The sequence below is a fragment of the Variovorax sp. OV084 genome, from assembly GCF_900111625.1.
Classification (GTDB): domain Bacteria; phylum Pseudomonadota; class Gammaproteobacteria; order Burkholderiales; family Burkholderiaceae_C; genus Variovorax.
In genome coordinates this window covers 850,098-872,737 of the sequence record NZ_FOII01000001.1, presented here as the reverse complement: position 1 = coordinate 872,737, position 22,640 = coordinate 850,098, and the positions used below count along the sequence as shown (strand labels likewise).

Sequence of the window (22,640 nt, the reverse complement as noted above, 5' to 3'; positions counted from 1 at the left end):
CTTCACCCCTTGCGCAGCCAGTGGCCGAGGGCGCCGAACAGCCCGCCGCGCTGTGCTTGCGCGGCCGTGCCGGCGGCCAGTTCCGCGAGGTCGGAGGGCACGCCCTGCGGCGCGGCATGGGCCGAGGAAGCGATCTGCCCGAGGTTCTCGAACAGGTAGCGGCGCGGCTCCACGCGGTGCCCCAGCATCTGCGCGGCCTGCTGCACTGCGCGCAGTACCAGCAGCGAGTCGCCGCCGAGGTCGAAGAAGTTGTCGCTGGCGCGGATGTCGCTGACGTCGATGCCGATCACGCCGGCCCAGATCTGGGCCAGCTGCGCCTGCTCGGGGTTGAGCAGGCTCTGTGGCGCCTTGTGCCCATTGCCATTGATGGCATCGGCCGGCGCGCTCTTGTCCGCATCCGCAGCTGCCAGCTTGCGCAGGTAGGCCGCGCTGGTCGAGCCTTCGGTGCTGGCGATTTCCGCGAGCGTGGCGGCGGGATCGTCGGCAACGCGGCGCAGCACTTCGAGATAGCGCTCGCGCAGCTGGGCGCCGGTCTCGCGCAGGTACACGTCGGCGTTGTAGATCAGCGCGCCTTCCAGGCCGTGCGGCTTGTCCATCAGCCACACGCCGATGTCGTCGGTGGCGCCGTGCTGCATCACATGCATCTGGCGGGTCTGCAGGCTGCCGACGCTGCGGGCGCGTTCGCGCGCATCCTGGAACGAGAACATCGCCTGGTAGGGGCCGGAAGTCTTGATCTGCCCCGCATAGCCCGGCTCGGCCATCAGGCGCTCGAACGGCACCTGCTGGTTGTTCATCATCGACAGCAGCTCCTGCTTCACGTAGCGCATGAAGGCGGGCAGCGGCAGCGACTGGTCGACCGCGAGCGAGACCGGCAGCACGTTGTTGAAGAAGCCCATGACGTCTTCCGTCTCGGCCTGCTGGCGTCCGCGCACCGGGTTGGCGATGACGATGGTGTCGTTGCCCGTTACCTGCGCCATGGTCAGCGCGTAGATGCCGAAGGTCAGCATGCTGAGCGTCACGTCCATGTCGCGCGCGATCTCGCGCAGATGCTGCGTGCTCTGCAGGTCGACGTGGATCCAGTGCGCGCCGCCCTGGCCGCTCTTGCCCGCGCGGCGCGGCATGTCGGTCTTTGGCGGGCGCACGGCCTTTGCGCCTTCGAGCCGGCCGCGCCAGAACGCGAGCTGCTCCTCGCAGGCAGGCTCGGTCAGCCACTTCTCCAGCCACTCGGCATAGTCGCCGTGGGTGGTGGCGAGCGCGGGCAGGTTGTGCGGACGGCCGCGTTCGGCGGCGTCGTACAGCGCGCCCAGCTCGCGCTGCATCAGGTCGAAAGACCAGCCGTCCCAGATCAGGTGGTGCGGCACGAACAGGAAGACGTGCTCGTTGTCGTCGAGCTGGAACAGCGTTGTGTTCATCATCGGCGCGCGATGGATGTCGATCGGCCGGTCTGACAGCTCTTGCATGCGTTCGGCCAGCTCGGCCTCGCGCTGGTCAGCGGGCAGGCCGCGCAGGTCGACCAGCGGCAGGGCGAATTCCACAGACTCCGCGATCATTTGCATCGGCTTGCCGCTCTGCGCGTCGATGCCGATGGAAGTGCGCAGCGAGGGCTGGCGGCGGATCATTTCGCGCAGCGCGCCTTCGAAGCGCGCCGCGTCGAGCTGCCCGGTCAGGCGCTGCGCCGAGGGCGCGTTGTAGACCGAGCGGCCCGGGTGCAGCTGCTCCATGAAGCGGATGCGTTCCTGCGCAAGCGTGAGCGGTGCACTGCGGCGCTCGCTGCGGCAGGCAATCGGCGCCTCCAGGCCGACGCCTGCGCCCTGCAGGCCCTGGATGGCCGCGGCCAGCTTCTCGGCTGTAGGCGCCTCGAACAGGGTGCGCAGCGGCAGCGTGACCTGGAACTCGCGGCTCAGCAGCGTGGTGAGTCGCGCGGCCAGCAGCGAGTGGCCGCCCATGGTGAAGAAGTTGTCGTGCATGTCGAGGCCCGGCAGGCTCAGCACCTTTTCCATGACGGCGAGCACCTTGCGTTCGTGCTCGTTGCGCGGGGCGGCGCCGCGCCGTACCTCGTTGCGCGCAACCGCTTGCGGCGGCGGCAGCGAGACGCGGTCGATCTTTCCGTTCGGCAGGGTCGGCAGCGCGTCGAGCGTCACCACGTGCTGCGGCAGCATGAAGGCCGGCAGGTGCTTGCGCAGGTGCACCATCAGCGCATCGAGGTCGAAGCCGGCGCCCTGGGCGAGCGCGAGGTAGGCCACCAGGCGCACGTCGCCGGGGTTGTCTTCGCGGGCCACGACCACGCTGCGCGAGACGCCGGCCACTTCGCAGCAGCGCACTTCGATCTCGCCGGGCTCGATGCGATAGCCGCGCACCTTCACCTGAAAGTCGAGCCGGCCGAGGTGGTCGAGCAGCCCGTCGTTGCGCCAGCGGCCGCGGTCGCCCGAGCGGTACACCTTCTTCGCGGTGCCGAAGATGCGCACCGTGACGAAGCGCTCGGCGGTCAGCTCGGGGCGGTCGAGATAACCCAGCGACACGCCTTCGCCCGCGATACAGATCTCGCCCGGCACGCCGATGGGGCAGGGCTGCAGGTTGGCGTCGAGGATCCAGATTTCAGTGTTGTCGACGGGCTTGCCGATCGACACGCCGCGCGATGCGATCTCTTCGGGGCGAACGTGCCAGGCCGTGGAGTACACCGTTGTTTCGGTCGGGCCGTAGCCGTTCCACAGGCCTTCCATGCGCTCGCACAGCGCCAGCGCCATGCTCGGGCGCAGCGCTTCGCCGCCGGTCCATCCGCGAAAGCCGGGCGCGCCGCCAGCCCACTGCGCATCGAGCAGTAGCTGCCACATGCCGGGGGTGGCCTGCAGGAGCGTGATCTGCTCTTCTTCGAGCGCTTTGGAAAGGCGGTTGCCGTCCATGGCGACTTCGCGCTTCACCATCACGAGCTCGGCGCCCGCCGCCAGCGGCAGCAGCAGGTCGGGCACGGCCATGTCGAACGACAGGGTCGTGACGGCAGCGATGCGGTCGGCCGGGCCGATGCCCGATTCGCGCTGCATCCACTGCAGCAGGTGCGCTACGCCCCGGTGATGGGCAATGACGCCCTTGGGCAAACCGGTCGAGCCGGAGGTGTAGATCACATAGGCGGCGTCTTCGGGTCCCGGGTCGTCGGTGCTCGGCGGCAGCGCATCGCCGGACAGCTTGAGCCAGGCGGTGTCGCGGTCGATCTCGAAGACTCGCAGGGCCGCGTCGGCACGCCAGCCGCGCGGCGCTGCCGCGATGTCCGACGTGGTCAGCATCTGGCTGAGGCTGGCGTCGGTCGCGTAGTGGTCCAGCCGCGCCTGCGGAAACGCGGTGTCGAGCGGCACATAGGACGCACCCGCCTTCAGGATGCCGAGCATCGCGACGACCATCTCCAGGCTGCGCTCCAGGCACAGCCCCACGCGCTGGCCGCGGCCCACGCCGCGCATGCGCAGTGCACGCGCCAGACGGTTGGATTGCGCATCGAGCTCGCCGTAGCTGCAGCTTCGCGCGCCGTCGCGCACCGCCGGGTGGTTGGGTTGCCGCGGCACGCGTGCAAGAAAGCCGGCATGCGCCAGCGGCTCGCCGACCAGCGGAACGCGCGCGGGCTGCAGCGCCAGCAGCGAACGCGCGGCGGTGCTGGACAGCACTTCGAGCCGGCCGACCGTTTCGTCGGGCTTGTGCGAGGCCGACTGCAGCACGCACTCGAACATGCCGAGCCAGCGCTGCACGCTGACCTCGTCGAACAGGTCGGTGTTGTACTGAACCTCCACTTGCAGACCGCCATCGAGCGGGCGCAGGTTGACGAACAGTTCGAAGTTCTCGTACTGGCGGGCGATGGTGTCCTGCACGACGTCGAGGGTCGTGAACGCCTGTGCGCTGCTCGCCACATCGGGGTCGACGTTGAAGGCCACGCTCACCAGCGGCAGCCGGCTCGGGTCGCGCTCCAGCGAAAGCTGGCCCAGCAGCGCGCCGTAAGTCAGCGCCTGGTGGTCGAAGGCGTCGAGCACGGCGGTGCTGCATTCGTCCATCAGCGCGTCGAAGCGCATGCCCGAATGAGCGGCGATACGCAGTGGCAGCAGGTTCACGCAGTGGCCGACCAGGCCGGGCATGTCGTGCGCGAGCTGACCCGACGCCGGAATGCCGACGACGATGTCCTCATGGCTCGTGAGGCGGTGCAGCGTGGCAACGAAGCCGCTGAGCAGGCCCGTGAAAAGGCTGACGCCGGCCCTGGTGCTCGCCGTGCGCACGGCACTGACCAGGCGCTTGTCGAGCAGGCGCTCGGCGCGGCGCGAATTGAAGGTGCGAACAGCAGGGCGCGGGCGATCCAGCGGCAGGTCGAGCACCGGCAGCGTGCTACCGGAGAAGCGGCCCAGCCAGTAGTCGATGTGCGGCTGCATGTCGGCACTCGCGGCAGCGGCGGCTTCCTCGGCGGCAAAGTCGGCGAAGAGCGGCGCGGGCTTGAGCTTCAGGCCAATGCCGGTTTCCTCGGCATAGAGGTGGCCCAGCTGCTCGGTGATGACAGCCCACGACCAGCCGTCGCACACCACGTGGTGCGCCGACATCACGAGTTCGTGCTCGGCGTCGTCCAGGCGGTACAGCGCGGCCCGGAACAGCGGGCCATGCTCCAGCGAGAAGGGCGTGCACACCGCATCGTCGTGGGCGTCGCGCAGTGCCTGCGCGCGGGCTTCCGGCTCGAGACTGCCCAGGTCCTGCTCCAGCAGCAGGTTCTCGCCGGGAGGGCTGACCAGCATGTAGGTGCCGTCGGGCGAGATGGTGGCGCGCAGCGCCTGGTGGCGCTCGAGCAGCCGGGCCATGGCACGCGCCAGGGCCGGGCAGTCCAGCGCGCCGCGCAGGCGCAGCACGACCGACTCGTTGTAGGCCATCGAGGCTTCTGTGCTCAAGGCTGCGCCGAGCCAGACTTCGCGCTGCGATTCCGTCGTCGGAATGATGCATTCGATGACACCACCGCTGGCGGTGGGCTTGAGGACGGCGTTCATGCTGCGGCCTTTCCATTGATGAGGTGTTGATGGGAGGCGGCGTCCTCGGGCACGTACCAGAAGGGCTGCCCGTCGATGTCGCGGGCCAGGACGCAGCCGTCCTCGACGGGCTTGCGCACGTCGAAGCGGGTGGGGGCGGGAGCGCGGCGCGGCAGGAAGCCGGACTCCTGCATCTCGGCGACCGAGTCCTTGAAGGCGCGCTGGATGAAGGCGATGTCCTCGGCGCTGTGCGCGCTCGTGAGGAAGCACGGGAAGTTGTCCAGGATGTGCACGCCGCGGCTGCGCATCATTGCGAACAGCAAGTCCTGCAGCGGGTGGTCTTCCAGCCAGCTCACGCGCCACAGCGAAGCGAAATGGCGGATCTCGATGGGCGCGCCGACTTCCTTGCACCAGCCCGAAAGCTCGGCTGCCATGGCGGCGGTGTTGCCCGTGAGCCCGGCCTGCAGCGCGGGCCCTGCCTCTTTCAGATGCGTGAGCGATGCCTTGGCCGCGGCCAGTGCCAGCGGATGGCGCACGAAGGTGCCGGCGAAGTAGGTCACGCCCACGCCGGGGATCGAATCGTCGCCGTACTGCCAGGGGCCGCCGTCGAGCGCGTCCATGAATTCGCGCTTGCCCGCGATCACGCCGACCGGAAAGCCGCCGCCGATCACCTTGCCGTAGGTGGCGAGGTCGGCGCGCACGCCGAACAGCTCCTGCGCGCCGCCCAGCGCCGTACGAAAGCCGGTGATGACCTCGTCGAAGATCAGGCAGCAGCCGCTCTTGGCGGTGATGTCGCGCACCTCGTGCAGGAACTCGCGCGGCTGGAAGTCGGGGCGGCGGCTTTGCACCGGCTCGGCCAGCACGGCGGCCAGGTCGTCGGCGTTTTCGCGGATGAAGTCCAGCGCCTCGGGCGTGCCGTAGTCGAGCACGCGGATGTCGCCGAACATGCCGCTCATCACGCCAGGCGCAGCCGACAGGCCCTTGCCGCCCTTGCCGGCGCGCACCAGCACTTCGTCGAAGGTGCCGTGGTAGGAGCCGGTGAACACCACCACCGTGCTGCGGCCGGTGACAGTGCGCGCAATGCGCAGCGCGGCCATCACGGCTTCGGAGCCGGTGTTGCACAGGCCCGCGCGGTCGCTGCCGGTGAGCTCGCAGATCAGCGCCGTGACTTCGGCTGCCAGCGGGTGCTGCGGGCCGATCTCGTAGCCGTCGTCGAGCTGCTTGCGCACGGCGTCCTGCACGAAGTCGGGCTGCCAGCCGAACATGTTCATGCCGAAGCCGTTGAGCGCGTCAACGTACTCGTTGCCGTCGAGGTCCCACATCTTCGAACCCTTGGAGCGCTCGATGACGATCTGGTAGGTGATCTCTTTGGTGACCGGCCGGAAGCCGTTGACCACGCGCGGGTCGGCCATGTGGGCGCGGTTGGCTTCGGTGAACTGCTTGCTCTTCTGCGTGCGTTCCACGTAGCGCCGGATGAAGGCGGCGAGCCGGGCCTTCTGCCGGCCGCTTGGCTCGGCGTTGCGCTGGGTATGGATGCGGGCGATGGCGCCGAAGGCCTTGTTCACGTCGTAGCGCACGGGTTGCGCGGGGTCTTCAGCGGGCGCCGCGGCCGCAGGTGTGGCAGGCGCGGGTGCGGCCTGGGCTGGCATGGCCTGCAACGTGACGATTGGTGCGGACGACGGAATGCCGCCCGACAGCAGTGCGAGCTGCTGGCGCATCAATTCCATTTGCTGCGAAATCAGCTGCGACAACTGGGCATCGCCCACATTGCTGCCTTGCATCGGCATGTACACCGGCATCTGCTGGCGCAGTGAGGCCTGCGGTACGGAGACTGCGTTTTCGACTGGCGTGGGCGCAACGGCAGGTGCAGGCGCCGATGCAGGCGCTGCCTCGGGCGGCAGGCTTTCGCGCAGGAAGGTCGAGAGCGCGTCGAAGCTGCGGTAGCTTTCCATCAGCTGGCGGAAGCTGAGGTTGACCTTGAAGTGCTTCTTGATCTGCGTGGCGGCCTGGGTCAGCGTGAGGGAGTCCAGGCCCAGTTCGCCGAAGGGCGCATGCCCCTCCGCCTGCGCCATATCTAGGCCGGAGATGTCCTCGAACAGGCTGCGCAGGCGCGCATCCACGTTCGAAGCGGGAGGATGAAGAGGCGAGGGCGTTGCTGCTGTCACGATCGACTCCAGAGCGGTAGGTGAAACAAGAGGGACGAAGGAAGGGGCCGGGGCGGCGGCGGGCGCGGCCACGGTGGCGATGGGCGGGACGGCGGCGATGTCGACCCAGAAGCGCTTGCGCTCGAACGGCGTGGTGGGCAGGCGCACGCGTTGCGCGCCGATGCGCGAGACGAGGCGCGACAGCTCGACATCGGCGCCGCAGGTCCAGAGGCGGCCCAGCGCCAGGTGCAGGGTGCGGGCCTCGTCGGCCGGTTCGCCCTGCAGCAGCGACACGACGCCGCTTGCGCCGTGCTGGCGCACGAGCGTCGCGAGCATGTTTCGCGGGCCTGATTCGACGAACAGCGGGTTGGCCACCTGCTCCATCGCGCAGCGCACGGCCGGCGAGAAGCGCACGGTGCCGCGCAGATGCCTGGCCCAGTAGGCAGGGCTGGTGGCTTCGGCGCCTTCGAGCGGCTGGCCGGTCAGCGTCGAGTAGATCGGCGTCTGCGGTGCGCGCAGCGCCACCTTGCTGACCAGCGCCTCGAAGGGCTCGACGGCCGCGTCCATCATGGCGGAGTGAAAGGCGTGCGAGGTCTGCAGCGGGCGGCTCGGAATGCCGTCTGCTTCTAGCGCTGCCTGCAGCGCCGCAATGGCGTCGAAGGGGCCGGCGGCAACGCAGGCCGTGGGACCGTTCTCGGCGGCGAGCGAAATCTGCGGGCCGAGCCTGTCGAGCAACTCGGCCGCACCCATGCGCACCGACAGCATCGCGCCGGCCGGCTGGGCCTGCATGAGAGCGCCGCGGCGGGCGACGAGCTTGGCGGCGTCTTCGAGCCGCATCACGCCAGCGAGCACGGCTGCGACGAATTCGCCGACGCTGTGGCCGATCAGTGCCTGCGGCCGCGCGCCGAGCGCCAGCAGCCGCCGCGCGAGGGCGTATTCGAGCGTGAAGATTGCGGGCTGCGTGGCGGCGGTGGGCGCCAGCGATTGCGGGTCGTTCGAGAACATGCGCTCGCGCAGGTCGAAATCGGTCGCGCCTTCGAAGGCAGCCATGCAGTCGTCGAACGCTGCCGCGAACACCGGGTCGTTCGCACGGAGGTTCTTGCCCATGCCGGCGTACTGCGCGCCTTGCCCGGGGAACATCAGCACGAGCTGCGGTGCGCGCGAGGCGATGCGCCCGCTGACGCGGCGGGGCGAGTCGGCATTGCGCAGGGCGGCGATGGCCTCGGCGGTGTTGCCGGCCACGACAGCGCGGCGGAAGGCGTGGGCCTTGCGGCCGACCGCGAGGGTGTGGGCCACGTCGGCGAGCGGCAGTTCGGCGTGGGCTTCGAGATGCGCCGCGAGCTGCTCGGTGGCCAGCGCGAGCGCGGCCTCGGAGCGTGCCGACAGCGACAGGAGCTGGTCACCCATTGCGAACGGCGAGGCCGGCCGCGGCGGTGCCTCTTCGACGATGACGTGCGCATTGGTGCCGCCGACGCCGAATGAGCTGACGCCCGCACGGCGCGGCAGGTCGGCACGGGGCCACGGCTGCAGGCTGGCGGTAACGTGGAAGGGCGTGCGCGCGAAGTCGATCGACGGGTTCGGCGCGCTGAAATGCGCGGTCGGCGGAATCTGTTCGTGGTGCAGTGCCAGCGCCGTCTTGATGAGACCGGCCGCGCCCGCCGCCGTAACCATGTGGCCCACGTTGCTCTTGAGCGAGCCGAGCGTGCAGTAGCCGAGCGCATCGGTGTGCTCGGCGTAGGCCACGGCCAGCGCCTCGACTTCGATCGGGTCGCCCATCGGCGTGGCGGTGCCGTGCGCCTCGACGTACGAGATGCTGCCTGCATCGACATCGGCCGCAGCAAGCGCGGCGCGGATCACCGCAGCCTGGCCGTCGACGCTGGGCGCCGTGAAGCTGGCCTTGGAGCCGCCGTCGTTGTTCACGCAGGCGCTGCGCAGCACGGCGTAGATGGTGTCGCCGTCGGCTTGTGCGTCGGCCAGCCGCTTGAGCAGCACTACGGCCGCGCCGTCGCTGAAGACGGTGCCCTGTGCCTTTGCATCGAAGCTGCGCGTGCGGCCGTCGGGCGAGAGCATCGAGCCCTCGTTGTAGAGATAGCCGCTGCGCGGCGGGCAGGTGACCGAGGCGCCGCCCGCGAGCGCCATGTAGCACTGGCCGGTGCGCAGCGCATGGAAGGCCTGGGCCACGGCCACCAGCGAGGTCGAGCAGGCGGTGTGCACGCTGACGGCCGGGCCGGTGAGGTTGAGCCGGTTCGCCACCCGCGTGGTGATGTAGTCCTTCTCGTTGGCCAGCATCACCTGGAACTCGCCGACCGGCTCCACCAGGTCGGGCCGGGTGCTCACGTGGCGCTGGAAGTAGGTGGCGTTGTACATGCCGGCGTACACGCCGACCGGGCCCGGCGCTTCGTCAGGCACGTAGCCGGCGCGTTCCAGGCATTCCCAGCAGATTTCGAGGAACACGCGCTGCTGCGGGTCCATGAGCTGCGCTTCTTTCGGGCCGATGCCGAAGAAGGCGGCGTCGAAGTCTTCGATGCCGTCGATCACGCCGCGTGCGCGCACGTAGGCCGGGTCGCTGCGCAGGGCCTGGCTGACGCCGGCGTCGAGCGTGGCGTCGTCGAAGAAGCTGATGGTGTCGCGGCCTGCGACGAGGTTGTCCCAGAACTGCTCCACGTCGGCTGCGCCGGGGAAGCGGCCTGCGGTGCCGACCAGGGCAACGGCGTCATCGATGCCACTGCCTGGCCGTGCCGAAAAGGTGGCCGCTGCGGTCGGTCGATCCTTGGAACCGGCCGCAGCGGCCATGGCGGGCTGATCGCCCGCCGGCTGCATCCGCTCGCCCATTGCTTTTGGCGTGGGATTGCGGAAGAAAAGGTTGGTCGACAGGGGCAGCTCGGTGCCGCGCTGCAGGTCGGCGAGCACCTGCAGCACCAGCAGCGAATCGCCGCCGAGATCGAAGAAGTTGTCGTTGCGCCCGACCTTCGAGATGCGCAGCGCGCGGGCGAAGGCGTCGCACACCTGCTGTTCGATGGCGTCGTGCGCTTCTTCGAAGGGCTGCGCAAGTTCGGGGCGCTCGCCGGCCGGCTCGGGCAGCGCCTTGCGATCGAGCTTGCCGTTGGGCGTGACGGGGAGTTGCGCGAGCCACACCTGCGCGGTCGGCACCAGTGGGGCCGGCAGGCGGGCGCCGAGGTGGGCGCGCAGGGCGTCCCACGAGATCTTTTCCGAGCGCGCGACCAGATAGGCCACCAGGCGCAGCTGCCCGCTTTCGTCGGGCCGCGCGACCACTGCGCAAGATTGCACGGCGGGGTGCGCGAGGATGGCCGCCTCGACCTCGCCGGTCTCGATGCGGTGGCCGTGGATCTTCACCTGCCCATCGCGGCGGCCGATGAATTCGACGGTGCCGTCGGGCAGCCAGCGCGCGAGGTCGCCGGTGCGGTAGAGCCGGTCATCGGGGCCGCCGAAGGGATCGGGCACGAAGCGTTCGGCGCTGAGTGCGGGTTGCCGCAGGTAGCCGCGGGCCAGCCCGTGGCCGCCGATGCAGAGCTCGCCCACGAAGCCGGTCGGCAGCAGTGCCATCGAGGGGCTCAGCACGCGCAGCACGGTGTCCTTGATGGGGCGACCGAGCGGGACGGAACGCAGGTCTTCGGACAACGGTGACTCGATGCGATGCGTGGCCGCGAAGGTCGTGCACTCGGTCGGGCCGTAGCCGTTGCTCAGCGTGAGGCCGGGCAGGGCGGCCAGCGCACGCCGCACATGCGGCACCGACAGCGCTTCGCCGCCGGTGAAGAGATGCCGCAGGCCCGCGAGGTGGGCCGGGTCGTCGTCGACCACGGCGTTGAAGAGCGCGGCGGTGAGCCATGCCGTGTGCACGTGGTGGCGCGCGATGGTTTGTGCGAGGCCGGCGCCGGTCGGCACGCGCTCTTCATGGATGACGCAGCAGCCGCCATTGAGCAGCGGACCCCAGATTTCGAGCGTGGCCGCGTCGAAGCCCAGCGGCGCCGCATGCAGCATGGCGAGGCCGGGAGCGAGCTCGACATAGTCCACGCCCACCACGAGCCGCAGGATCGAGCGATGGCAGATCTCTATGCCCTTTGGCGTGCCCGTCGAGCCCGAGGTGTACATGACATAGGCCACCGATTCGGCATCGAGGGCCGGAGGATTCCATGCAGTGCGATTTGTATTGTCTTTGTATTCGTCGAGCAGCAAAACGCCGTGATGGGGGGGGATGAGGTGCTGGTGCGCCTGCGTCGTGAGCACGTGGTGCGCGCCGGCCTCGCCGAGCATGTAGGCGACGCGCTCGGACGGGAAATCCGTAGGCACAGGCACATAGGCTCCGCCGGCCTTGAGGATGCCGAGTTGGGCGACGACGGCCGCCATCGAGCGGTCGAGCAGCAGGCCGACGCCGTCGCCAGTGCGAACGCCCAGGCCCTGCAGGCGCTTTGCGAGTTCGTCGGAGCGTTGGTCGAGTTCGCCGTAGCTCATTTGCGCGTCGCCTTGCGCGAGGGCGATGGCGTCAGGGGCGGCCATCACCTGGCGGGCGAACATGGCGGGTACCGTGAGGGCAGGGTCCACCGGCGCGAGGGCCGTGTTCCATTCGACGAGCTGAGCGGCCTGGTCGGCGCGCGGCAGCGTGTGGATGTCGTTCAGGGCTGCATCGGGGTGCTTCAGCAGGTCTTCGGCGGTGTCGACGAGGGCTGCGAGCAGTTGTTCGATCGCGGCGGCATCCATCAGGCTTGCGGCTGCATCCATATAGAGGGATGCCGAAGCGGCGTCGAAGCGCAGCCGCAGCGGGGCATCGGCATCGACTTCTTCGCGCAGCCACAGCGAGGTGGGCTGTGCCGTTGCTTGCGATGCCGAGCGGCGACCGAGATCCAGTTCGGCCAGCCAGGCGCCAGCGGCCTTGGTGGCGTCGAAGGCGACGGTGGTCGAGCAGCGCATCGGCGCGGCGCCTGCCTCATGCAGCACGGGCCAGAGGCCTCCGAGCCAGCGCGACTGCAGCAGCAGCCATGCACCGGCGAAGAGGGTGTCCGGCAGCTGGCCGGTGGTGGCAAGCCACTGGGTCCAACGCTGGGCGAAGCGGGGTTCGAGTGCCACCGAAGCGCTGCGACGGCTGACTGATCCCTCCGAATTGGATCGCGGCACGAACAGGTCTCCCAGAGCGAGGTCCGGAGTACCGAGTGCTTGCGAAACAGTTTGAATTTCCATGTAAATATCCCAAAAGAAATACAATGGAAGCAATTGGGTGAATGGAAAATCCATTCACCCAATTAAATAAGGTGGAGCTGACTTGCGTTCTTTTCGTGTCTTCATCCTAGGAGGTTTCCCTTGGCCAATGTGTGCACTTTAGGCCTCGGTTACAACTGGATAAGGTTATTTCGAAAACGTACTACCCGAATCGTCCCGTTCGAGGTAACTGATGCGTGATTTGGAGGAAAAAGCCCGTCGCGCAGGCCTCGCAAGTGCCCGAAAGGGACCGCTGAAGCGGGGTACTCCTGGGGAGAAACAACCGGCGCACAGGGGGAAATGTGCTGTCGACCGCTTTGTGGGTACGACCACCTCGGATCGCGCGCTACGCCGGGGAGTCATGCGAAAAACGCACTGCCGTCACTGTCGAAAAGTGAAACATCCTTCCGGGCGCGACTGTTATGAATTGGATTAGTCTGTAACCGTATAAAAAATAACTGTACAAAACCTGAAAATCGAAAAGACTGAAAGAGTTATCGGCTTCAAATCTTCCGAGGGTAAAAAATGCTCCGCGACATCCTATTACCCGATGTAGTTCTCACGCGCTGTGATTACTATTTGGAATCGATTCTTCCGAACAATTCAGATGCATTGACAGCCAACGCCACGTATTTCGGCAATGCGACGTGGGCCAAGGAATATCTGGACTACTGCCACCGCGACGCGCATTTCCGCAGCCGCTGGCTCGCCGCCGGGGGCGACTGGACGGACAAGGTCGTCATCGACCTGGGTTGCGGGCCGGGTAACCTCTTCGCCACGCTGGGCGGCAGGCCCAGGCTGCTGATCGGCGTCGACGTGGCCGGAGGCTCGCTGGAGCTGGCTGCTGGCCTGGGCTACACGGCCGTGCTGGCGGATGCGGCGCACACGCCGTTCCGCTCGCATGTGGCGGACATCGTGGCAATCAATGCATCGCTGCACCACTGCGACGACATGAAAGCGGTGCTGCAGGAAGGCGCCCGCCTCGTTAAGCCCAATGGCTTACTTATTACCGACCACGATCCGCAACTCACAGCGTGGGACTACAAGGGCCTGGCCAGGCTGATGTGGGATGCGCGGCTGTGGGTCTACCGCGCGACGGGGCACGGTTTTCACAAGACGGACAGTCAGCAGTTGTGGGGGCTGAGAACTGAAGTGCATCACCGGCCCGGCGACGGCGTGACGAAGGAGTTCTTCGAGTCCACGCTGGAGCCGCTGGGCTTCGAGGTTCGCGTGCACCCGCACAACCACCAGATAGGAGCGCAGGCGCTGGCCGGCGACGTTGGGCCAGCGCAATGGAAGTACCGCATGGGCAATGTGCTCTCGGGCCGCGACCCGAAGGCCCCCGCGAGCGCGCTGTCGCTGATGTGCGTTGCAAGGCGCAAGACCGCAGAAAAACTGCAGGCCAACTGAACGCCAGGCGACTGCTGGTAGCCTTCCCGGATTCTTCGAGCGCGGCCCCGGCACCCGGGAGCGCGAGATTCAGTTATCCAGGAAGGAATCCGGTAGTGGTTGTGACAGGAAGGAACTGGCGCGCGGGCATTGCGCTGACCGCGGCATTGATGGTGGCAGCGTGCTCCACCTCCCCCAAGGCGCCAGTGGCAGGGCCGGGCGAGTACGTCGTCCAGCCGGGCGACACGCTCTATCGCATCGCGTCGAAGACCGGGCGTTCGCCGGGCGACATTGCCCGCTGGAGCAATCTGCAGGACCCCGACAAGCTCGAAGCAGGACAGGTGCTGCGCGTGGTGCCGCCCGGTGGCGGCGCATCGTCCGAGCCGCCTCCCCCCAGGAGCGCAGGCACCGAGCGTCCGGAACGCCCCGAGCGTTCGAGGCCGCCCCGGGCCGCGGCGCCCGAGCCCGTCGCACCGCCGGCCTCGAGGCGCAGCGACTGGGCCTGGCCCGCGCAGGGCCAGGTCATCGCGGGCTTCAACGGCACCAGCAACAAGGGCGTCGACATCGGCGGCAGCGTCGGTGAGCCGGTGATGTCCATCGGCGCCGGCAAGGTGGCCGTGACGGAAACGCTGCGCGGCTACGGCAGCGTGCTGATGGTCGACCACGGCGGCTCTTATATGTCGGTCTACACCAATGTGCGTACGGTGCTGGTGAAACAGGGCCAGCAGGTGAAGCAGGGCCAGAAGATCGCCGAGATCGGCGGCACGGACGGTGGGCGCGCCAGCCTCCACTTCGAGATCCGCTACCGCGGCAATGCGGTCGACCCGCGCCAGTACCTGCCGGCGAGGTGACCGGGCGGGGGGCCTCTGGCGAAAGGCATCCCCCAAATTGGCGATATCGCGGTGCCCGTGAAATGCGCAGACTCTCGCCCTTGGTCTGAAAAAAAGGGGCGGTAATGGAACTCGTGCATTGGCTGTTCATCATTTTTGGCATCGCGTTGGCGCTGACCACGCAGTGGTGCCTTCTCGCACCGTTCAGCCTCGAATGGAAGCCGCTGCGCGACCAGATCACCGAACAGGTCACGCAGTCGGCCGCGCTGCTCGAAGAGTGCGCATCGGGAATGGACGCCAGGCGCTAGTCTCCCGGCCGGTCCGGCCCGCCTGCAGCCCCAGGCCCTCTAAGATGCTCGCTCTTTCTGGATGACGTGAAGACGCGAGAGGCAAAGGGAGGGCCACGCATGATTTCTTTGCTCCACACCGCGGATTGGCAGATAGGCCGCGTGTTCTCGCAGTTCGAACCCGACGACGCCGCGGCACTGTTCGAGGCGCGTTTCAAGGTGGTCGAGCGGCTGGCCGCCATTGCGGCCGAGCGCAAGGTCGATGCCGTACTGGTTGCAGGCGATGTGTTCGACCTGCAGACCGTGTCGGACAAGACCATCCGGCGCATGTTCAATGCCATGCAGGGCTTTTCCGGCCCCTGGCTGCTGATTCCGGGCAACCACGATTCGGCGCTGAGCGAATCGGTCTGGAGCCGTGCGCAGCGGCTGGGCGCCATTGCACCGAACGTCACCTGCTGCCTGGAGCCGAAGCCCCACACGGTGGTGGGCAAGTTCACACTGCTGCCGGCGCCGCTCACGCAGCGCCATACCTACGGCGACCTCACCGACTGGTTTGCCACCGCGCCAAGCGAAGAGGGGCTGCCCCGCATCGGGCTGGCGCACGGCTGCGTGCAGGGCATCCTGTCCGAAGACATCGATTCGGCCAATCCCATCGCGACCGGGCGTGCGGCGCAGGCTCGGCTCGACTACCTCGCGTTGGGCGACTGGCACGGCACGCGGCAGATCGACGACCGTACCTGGTACGCGGGCACGCCCGAGACCGATCGTTTCAGAGCCAACGATTCGGGGCAGGCGCTGCTGGTCGGCGTCTCAGGTGCCGGGGCGGAGCCGACGGTCGAGGCTATCCGCACAGGCCAATTCGACTGGCAGCAATGGGAGCCGCGGCTCACGGTGCCTTCCGACATCGATGAACTGGTGGAAAAGCTGGAGCAGGTGAGCAGCAGCGACGTGCTGCAACTTCGCGCGCAGGGCGCTTGCGATCTCAGCGGCCACAACCGGCTGAGCACCGCGCTGGACGCCGCCCGCGCTCGCGCCCGTGCGCTGGTGTGGGACGGCGAAGCGCTTCGACTGGAGCCGACAGAAGACGACATCCAGGCGTTGCACGCCGACGGTTTCGTCGGCGAGGCGCTTCAGGAGTTGCGCGCGCAGCAAGGCGATGCCGATGCTGAACTCGCCCGCGACGCGCTGCTCACGCTCGCCCGCATCCTCGACGCGCAGGGAGCCGCCGCATGAAGTTGCAGCGTCTTCGCATCGAGAACTTCAAGCTGTTTCGCGCACCGCTCGAAATCGACGGATTCACCGACGGACTGAATCTTTTCGCGGCGCCCAACGAGTCGGGCAAGTCCACCGTTGCCGAGGCCATTCGCGCGGCCTTCTTCGAGCGGCATCGCTCCAGCGCGGTCGAGCATCTGCGGCCGTGGGGCGAAAGCTCGGCAACGCCCACGGTCGAAGTCGATTTCGAACTCGACGGCAAACCGTGCCGACTCACCAAGGCCTTCCTCGGCAAGAAGCGCTGCGAGCTGGTCATCGACGGCAAATCCATGGACGGTGCAGTGGCTGAAGACCATCTGGCGGCGCTGCTGGGCTTTCGCTTTCCGGGCAAGGGCGCCAGCACGCCGGAGCACATGGGCATTCCGGGCCTGCTGTGGATCAAGCAGGGCACCTCGCACGACATCGCCAGCGCCGTGGGCTTCGCCAGCGACCACCTGCGCAACGCACTCGGCGAATCGCTGGGCGAACTGGCCTCCAGCAACGGCGATGCGGTGCTGAAGGCAGTGGAGAGCGAGCGCAACGAACTGCTCACGCCCGCCGCCGGAACACCGCGCGGCGCCTTCGCGGATGCCATCAGGCTGCGCACGGAACTCGAAGTTGACATCGAACGGCTGCGCGCCGACATCGAGTCCTACCAGTCGGGCGTGGACCGTCTCTCCGGTCTGCGCCGCGATCACCAGCGCGACGAAGCCGCGCGGCCCTGGACGGCGTTGCGGGAGCAGCTTGCCACCGCACGGCAACGGTTGGACGAAGCCAAGGGCTTGAACGACAGGAAGACCGCGCAGGACGCCGCGCTCAGGCAGGTCACCGCGCAGGTGAATTCCTGGCGCACTCAGCTCCAGGCGATGGAGCGCGAGGAAGCCACGGTCGTCCTGCGCGAGAAGAATCTGCAGGCGGCACAAGAAGGCTTGGCCAAGGCGCTAGGCGAACTGCAGGCGTGGGAACCCCGCCACGCGGCTGCGGCGAAGGCCGATGCCGGCGCGCGCGACAACCTCCGCCTCGCGCGGCAGGCAGCCTCTCGCATTGCGCAGGAGAAAACCGTCGAAAGCCTGGCCGAGCAGCTTGAGGCGCTCGCACAGAGCCACGAGAAGGCAAAGAGCGAGCAGGACAAGGTCACGCGCCTGCAGGCCGAGGCACAGGCGCTCGCGGTGCCGGAGGGCGAGCTCAAGCGGCTTCAGCGCTGCGCCGACGCGCATCGCACGGCGCAAGCCAGGCTCGATGCGGTGGCGACGGCCCTGGAGTTCGAGCTGCAGCCTGCTGCAAAGGTCCGGGTTGCCGGCGCCGAGCTTTCCGGCTCGAAGCGCCAGACCGTCATCACGCGGACCGACATCGAGATCGAAGGCGTAGGCCGCATCACGGTGCTGCCGGGCGGAGCCGACCTGGAAAGCCTTGCCATCGAACGCGACCGCGCGCGCGACGAACTCGCCGGGCTGTTGCAGGCCCTGCGCGCGGAGAGCGTGGCCACCGTCGAAGAGCGCATGCGGCTGCAGGCGTTGCGCAAGGGCGAAGCCGGTGCGGCGGTGGCCGTGCTGGCTGCGCTGGCACCGAAGGGGCTGAGCGCGCTTGCCGCGGACATCGCCATGCGCGAGGCCCGGCTGGCTGAAGCAAGGCAGGTCCTGCAGGGCATGCCGCCGGCCGACGCGGCGATGCCGTCGAGCACGCAGGCCGAATCGGAGGAGGGCGCCGCGCGCGCCGCGCTGGAGGCTGCATCCGCGGCGCTCAATGACGCCAAGGTCGCCGCCGGCAATGCGCGCGAGCAGGTCAAGGCCGCCGAAGACGAACTCGCGGCGGTCAAGGCCACGCTGAACGACCCGATGCGCGCCAGCCGCAAGACGGAAGCCGGCGCCGCATTGACGGATGCGCTCGCGCAGCAGTCGGCCTTGCAAGACAAGGTCGCCGAGCTGGCGCAGCAGTTGCAATCCGCCAACCTGCCGGTGCTCGCGCAGGACGTGGAACGGCTGGAGCAAAGCGTCAAGCAAGCCGAGGCCACGCACAGCCAGCGGGCCAACGAGATCACCCGGCTGGAAGCCGAACTCGAAGCCAGGGGCGCGCTGGGCCAGGAAGAAGCTGCGTCGGAAAAACAGCGCGAACTCGAGCACGCAACACGCCGTTGCGCGGAACTCGAACGCCGCGCGAAGGCGCTCGACCACCTGCTGAAGCTGCTGCGCGAAAAGCGTTCGGCCCTGGCGCGACGCCTGCGCGCACCGCTGCAGAAGCACCTCGACCACTATCTGCAGATTCTTTTCCCCGGTGCGCAGGTCGAAGTCGGCGACGATCTTTCACCGGGCCGCATCACGCGGCAAGGCCTGCGAGGCGCGCAGAGCGGCGCATTCGAAGAGCTCAGCGTGGGCGCGCGGGAACAGATGGGCGTCGTCGCCCGGCTGGCCTATGCCGATCTGCTGAAAGAAGCGCGCAAGCCGACCTTGCTCATCCTCGACGACGCGCTGGTCAACACCGACGAAGAGCGCCTGCGGCAGATGAAGCGGGTGCTGTACGACGCGGCAACGCGGCACCAGATATTGATCTTCAGCTGCCATCCCGAGGCCTGGCGGGATCTCGGCGTGGTGGCGCGGAGCATCCCGTGATGTCTTGGCGTCGCGACGTCCACCTGCAATCACACTATCCAGAATATTCGGCCGGTCGCTAAACTGCGCCGTCATGCGTCGCTGGCTTTGTACGTCCGCAGTTATCGCCTTTCTGTGCTGTCACGGGCTGGCCGTGCTTGCCCAGAACATGGCGGGCTTCGGGCAGCACCAGGCCCACGTCGCGCAGGTGCATCAGGCAAGCGCCTGCGAGCTTCATCAGGGCCACGCTGGAGCTTCGGTCCTGGATCACGGCATCGACTCCGATGAAGTGGACCTTGCCGCCGGAAGGCGCGAGATTTCACTGCCGCTCCTTCGACCGGAAGCTCCCCCGGAATTTGCCGTGACGGTCTTGCCGTCCGCGCCTCTCGAGCGGCCCATGCGGCCGCCACAACTCCTCTCCTTCCTCGCATAGGTCGTCCAGTTCGACCTGGGGCCTTCGGGCCCTGCTCATTGCGTGTGCTCGCGCCGTCGGCATTGACGGCCGTCCGATGCACATCGCCATCAAGAGGACGAAGAAGAGGAGAAAAACCATGGAGCAATCGAGTGACGTGATGTTCGCCAGGCTGGCCGATTTCAGGATCGACGCCGAATTGCTGAGGCAGCATTTCCTGGCACACGTCAAGCCGCTGCCGTCGACGCCATATCGCGACAACCGCGTGGACTACATCGGCTGGGCAGTCACCAGTCGCGACGGCACTCTGGTAGACGGCATCCGGCGGATTCCCGCAAAGAATGCGCGCGGCGTCACGCCGACAGACGCCTGCAGCGGCTACCTGGCCCGGGTGATGAATGCGCTGCGCAGCCATGGCCTGACGCCCTTCAGGGCCCGGATCATGCAGCTCGAAAGCGAGGGCGAGGAGATGCCGCTGCACAACGATGCGGCCAAGGAAACCTGGCGCCTGCACATCCCCATCATCACCAACCCCAATTGCTTCTTCGAATGGCAGCGCGCCGACGGCAGCATCGAGAGCGTTCACCTGCCCGCCGACGGCTCGGCCTGGCTGGTGCGGGTGGATGTGAACCACAGGGCGGTCAATCGAAGCCAGCAGCCGTCCAACCGGGTTCATCTGCTGATGGGGCTGGATGCCAATCCATCCTTCGAGATGCTGACCGAGCCCTGGTTGCCTGTGCTCCAGCAGCAGTTGGTGGCTTGAGCTCGCATGACGAATGCGCGATGGCTGGTGTGCATGCTGGCGGCGGTCCTGCCCGTCGCTGCGCAGGAAGTCGAGGCCGGCCGTTGCCGGGCGGAGCGCAACGCGACGCTCTCCCAGCTCGACCGCATCTACGTACGCGACGAGTTCCGCATCCGCTACACGCTGGAGGGAGCCCACGCGCTGCCGGACATTCGTGACCTCGACCGCAACGGCATACCCGACAAGGTGCAGGACGTGGCAACGCAACTGGTCGTGGGTCGCAGGCTGTTCACCGATGTGATGGGGCTGACGCACCCCATGCGCCAGCCACGCTATGCCCGCGCCACCTCGATCGACGTGTTCCTGCTGAAGATGGAGAAGGGCAACGGAATGTCCTACGACGAGGTGATGAACTACCGCCTGGGCTCCGACGAAGCGGCCGGTGGCTGTGCCCTTCGCATCGATCTGCTCAACCGCCACGCGAACCAGAACGTGACACCGATCCACGAGCTTTTTCACCAGTACCAGTACGGCTACACCATGTTCAAGGCGCGCTGGTTCCTGGAAGGTACCGCGCGTTGGTCGGAGTACGCGCTGCGCCCCGGAAGCGGACCGCAGCAGCCGTTGCCGGCCACACTGCCGGCACTGCGCGAGCAGGTGTTCTCGCAGACTTACGGGGCAAGCGGCATGTGGAACCGTCTGGCGGGCATGCTCGACCCCGACGGCCGCCTCAGGCTGCCGCCGGGCTTGGCGCAGACCACCTACGTCGATGGCAGCCTGGTCATCCAGGACGATCAACTGCACGGCGCGGCCTTCATCAAGGCGCTGCTGGAGACGCTAGGCCCGCTCGACCGACAGGTCGCGGCACGCAATGGCTGGCCGGTATTCGGTTGGAAGGAGGAGGATCAGCGTTCTTCCGCGCACGACGCGGAGATACTCAAAGGCGTGCTCCAGGCGACGCGGACTGAAGCGGCGCGCTCGAAGGCCCGCAGACCGGCCGAACTGGAAGAGTTTCTTGCGCTGGAGGCGCTTGTGAAAAAGGATGTGCCATGAGTCTGGGTGAACTGCTGGCGTCGGCCAGGCCCGCGATTGCAACCTTGTGGGACGAATGCACGAGCGCCAGCGCCGGCATCGACGCAGAGGCCGCGGGCGTGCTCTTCATGTCGGTCTGCAACGGGAAGGAGCGCGCCCATGTCGTGACCATCCGCGGAAAGAATTTCGAGCAGGCATGGGTCAGGGGCGCGCAGTTGCTGAATGCCTGGCTGCGCAAGCAGAAGGGCGCCGCACCAATCTGGCTGCGGGTGGACGTGGTGCACACCGTGCACGCCATGTCCTGGCAGGAACTGAAGCGGGGCTTTGCGACAACCAAGCGCAACTACTTTCGCCATGGCATCGCGTTCAAGCCCGATTTTTCCCTGGCGATTCTGGAGCCCGAGATCGGCGCGCACGCCGTGCTGTACGACGGCGCGCTCGAAGAGGCGACACCCAATGCGGCCAATCTCAAGCTCTACGGCAAGTACCGCTATGGGCTGGAGCTGGAGTGGCCGACCGACGCGCTGCAGCCGATCTGGGTCTTCGACACGCGGGCGGTGTTCACCGACGGCAAGCAGCTTCACGCCATCGAGCATCAGGGCCGGGGCAAGGGCCATCGCGTCATGCCGAACTGGGATGCGAGCCACGTGCACGACATCGTCGCGACCAGCACCGCCTACCTCGCAAGGCAGGTCAAGCCGACCGGCCAGTACCACTACGGCTGGTTTCCCTGCTTCGACCGTCCCATTCCCACCTACAACGCGCTGCGGCACGCCAGCTCCACCTACGCGCTGCTCGAAGGCTGGGAGCTGACGAAGTGCCCCGAGCACAAGGCCGCCATCGACCGGGCGCTGGCCTACCTCACGCAGACGCTGATCCAGCGCGCCACGCTGCCGGGCGGGGAGCAGGGCGCTTTTCTCGTGGACGTCGACAACGGCAACGAGATCAAGCTGGGCGGCAACGCCGTGTGCCTGCTGGCGATGGTCAAGTACACCGAACTCACCGGCGACCGGCAATACCTGCCGCTGATGGAGCAGCTGGCCCTGGGCATCGTGCACATGCAGGACCCGAACTCGGGCCGCTTCGTGCATGTGCTGAATCACCCTGACCTCAGCGTGAAGGAAGAGAACCGGATCATCTATTACGACGGCGAGGCCGCCTTCGGCTTGATGCGCCTGTACGGGCTGACCAATGATCCGCGCTGGCTGCAGACCGTAGAGAAAGCATTCGGGCATTTCATCGAAGCCAGGCACTGGCAGGCCCACGATCATTGGCTGAGCTACTGCGTCAACGAACTCACCCTCTACAGATCGGACGAGCGCTACTACCGCTTCGGCCTGGACAACGTGCGCGACCATCTGGACTTCGTGCTCGAGCGCATCACCACCTTTCCGACGCTGCTGGAGCTGATGATGGCGGCGCAGAAGATGATCGTGCGCATTCAGGCCGACCCGCAGCACGAGCACCTGCTGCGCGGCTTCGACATCGACAAGTTCTACCGGGCCCTGGAGCAGCGTGCGCGCTACCTGCTGACGGGCCATTTCTGGCCCGAGATCGCCATGTTCTTCAAGAACCCGGGGCGCATCGTGGGCAGCTTCTTCATTCGCCATCACAGCTACCGCGTGCGCATCGACGATGTGGAGCACTACCTGTCGGGCTACGTCGCGTACTGGAAGTACCTGCAGGGCGGCGGGCGGCCTTTCCTGACGCAACAGGAAGAGGCAAGGCAGGCGGCACCGGCCGCCATCGCGCAGACGTAGCGGTGCCTCCTGCTGCCC

General features: G+C 67.5%; 11 protein-coding genes. 8 read left to right on the top strand and 3 right to left on the bottom strand.

The window, feature by feature from the left end; all coding sequences use genetic code 11:
* Positions 1-2 precede the first annotated feature (2 nt).
* Complete coding sequence (locus BMW87_RS04245; protein ID WP_093074412.1) at positions 3-5,000, bottom strand: non-ribosomal peptide synthetase; 4,998 nt, start codon at positions 4,998-5,000, stop codon at positions 3-5.
* Positions 4,997-12,316: a type I polyketide synthase gene (locus BMW87_RS04240; protein WP_093074410.1), complete on the bottom strand. Its 7,320-nt coding sequence runs from the start codon at positions 12,314-12,316 to the stop codon at positions 4,997-4,999. The genes BMW87_RS04245 and BMW87_RS04240 overlap by 4 nt, the downstream gene beginning before the upstream one ends.
* 630 nt (positions 12,317-12,946) lie before the next feature.
* On the opposite strand from BMW87_RS04240, the gene BMW87_RS04235 reads away from it, so the two are divergent.
* The 5 genes from BMW87_RS04235 to BMW87_RS04215 all read left to right on the top strand — a co-directional run bounded on the left by BMW87_RS04235 (position 12,947) and on the right by BMW87_RS04215 (position 18,697).
* Positions 12,947-13,744: a class I SAM-dependent methyltransferase gene (locus tag BMW87_RS04235; RefSeq protein ID WP_256216652.1), complete on the top strand. Its 798-nt coding sequence runs from the start codon at positions 12,947-12,949 to the stop codon at positions 13,742-13,744.
* Positions 13,745-13,845: 101 nt separating this feature from the next.
* The gene (locus tag BMW87_RS04230) at positions 13,846-14,574 is read left to right on the top strand and encodes a peptidoglycan DD-metalloendopeptidase family protein (RefSeq protein ID WP_256216651.1); all 729 of its coding nucleotides are present in this window, start codon (positions 13,846-13,848) and stop codon (positions 14,572-14,574) included.
* Positions 14,575-14,678: 104 nt separating this feature from the next.
* Positions 14,679-14,861 (top strand): hypothetical protein, encoded by a 183-nt coding sequence (locus BMW87_RS04225; protein WP_093074405.1) that lies wholly within the window; start codon positions 14,679-14,681, stop codon positions 14,859-14,861.
* Positions 14,862-14,960: 99 nt separating this feature from the next.
* Entirely contained in the window at positions 14,961-16,073 is a 1,113-nt protein-coding gene (locus BMW87_RS04220) for a metallophosphoesterase family protein (protein WP_093074403.1), read from the top strand.
* On the top strand, positions 16,070-18,697 hold the full coding sequence (locus BMW87_RS04215) for an AAA family ATPase (RefSeq protein WP_093074401.1): 2,628 nt from the start codon (positions 16,070-16,072) through the stop codon (positions 18,695-18,697). Before BMW87_RS04220 ends, BMW87_RS04215 begins: the two co-directional genes overlap by 4 nt.
* A gap of 58 nt (positions 18,698-18,755) precedes the next feature.
* Here the strand turns inward: BMW87_RS04215 and BMW87_RS34670 are convergent, their stop codons facing one another.
* Positions 18,756-18,947, bottom strand: a complete 192-nt coding sequence (locus BMW87_RS34670; RefSeq protein ID WP_143062559.1) for a hypothetical protein — start codon at positions 18,945-18,947, stop codon at positions 18,756-18,758.
* A gap of 238 nt (positions 18,948-19,185) precedes the next feature.
* On the opposite strand from BMW87_RS34670, the gene BMW87_RS04205 reads away from it, so the two are divergent.
* Genes BMW87_RS04205 through BMW87_RS04195 form a run of 3 tightly spaced genes read left to right on the top strand, consistent with a single transcriptional unit; the run spans position 19,186 to position 22,622 of the window.
* Positions 19,186-19,851, top strand: coding sequence for an aspartyl/asparaginyl beta-hydroxylase domain-containing protein (locus tag BMW87_RS04205; protein ID WP_256216650.1), 666 nt, complete (start codon positions 19,186-19,188; stop codon positions 19,849-19,851).
* Positions 19,852-19,857: 6 nt separating this feature from the next.
* The gene (locus BMW87_RS04200; protein ID WP_093074395.1) at positions 19,858-20,883 is read left to right on the top strand and encodes a hypothetical protein; all 1,026 of its coding nucleotides are present in this window, start codon (positions 19,858-19,860) and stop codon (positions 20,881-20,883) included.
* Positions 20,880-22,622: a Mur ligase gene (locus BMW87_RS04195; protein WP_093074393.1), complete on the top strand. Its 1,743-nt coding sequence runs from the start codon at positions 20,880-20,882 to the stop codon at positions 22,620-22,622. The genes BMW87_RS04200 and BMW87_RS04195 overlap by 4 nt, the downstream gene beginning before the upstream one ends.
* Positions 22,623-22,640 lie beyond the last annotated feature (18 nt).

Bases quoted from the DNA above. Each gene is read 5' to 3' on its own strand.
- BMW87_RS04245 (WP_093074412.1), bottom strand. From the start codon at position 5,000: ATGAACGCCGTCCTCAAGCCCACCGCCAGCGGTGGTGTCATCGAATGC.
- BMW87_RS04240 (WP_093074410.1), bottom strand. From the start codon at position 12,316: ATGGAAATTCAAACTGTTTCGCAAGCACTCGGTACTCCGGACCTCGCT.
- BMW87_RS04225 (WP_093074405.1), top strand. From the start codon at position 14,679: ATGGAACTCGTGCATTGGCTGTTCATCATTTTTGGCATCGCGTTGGCG.
- BMW87_RS04220 (WP_093074403.1), top strand. From the start codon at position 14,961: ATGATTTCTTTGCTCCACACCGCGGATTGGCAGATAGGCCGCGTGTTC.
- BMW87_RS04215 (WP_093074401.1), top strand. From the start codon at position 16,070: ATGAAGTTGCAGCGTCTTCGCATCGAGAACTTCAAGCTGTTTCGCGCA.
- BMW87_RS04205 (WP_256216650.1), top strand. From the start codon at position 19,186: ATGCACATCGCCATCAAGAGGACGAAGAAGAGGAGAAAAACCATGGAG.
- BMW87_RS04200 (WP_093074395.1), top strand. From the start codon at position 19,858: ATGACGAATGCGCGATGGCTGGTGTGCATGCTGGCGGCGGTCCTGCCC.
- BMW87_RS04195 (WP_093074393.1), top strand. From the start codon at position 20,880: ATGAGTCTGGGTGAACTGCTGGCGTCGGCCAGGCCCGCGATTGCAACC.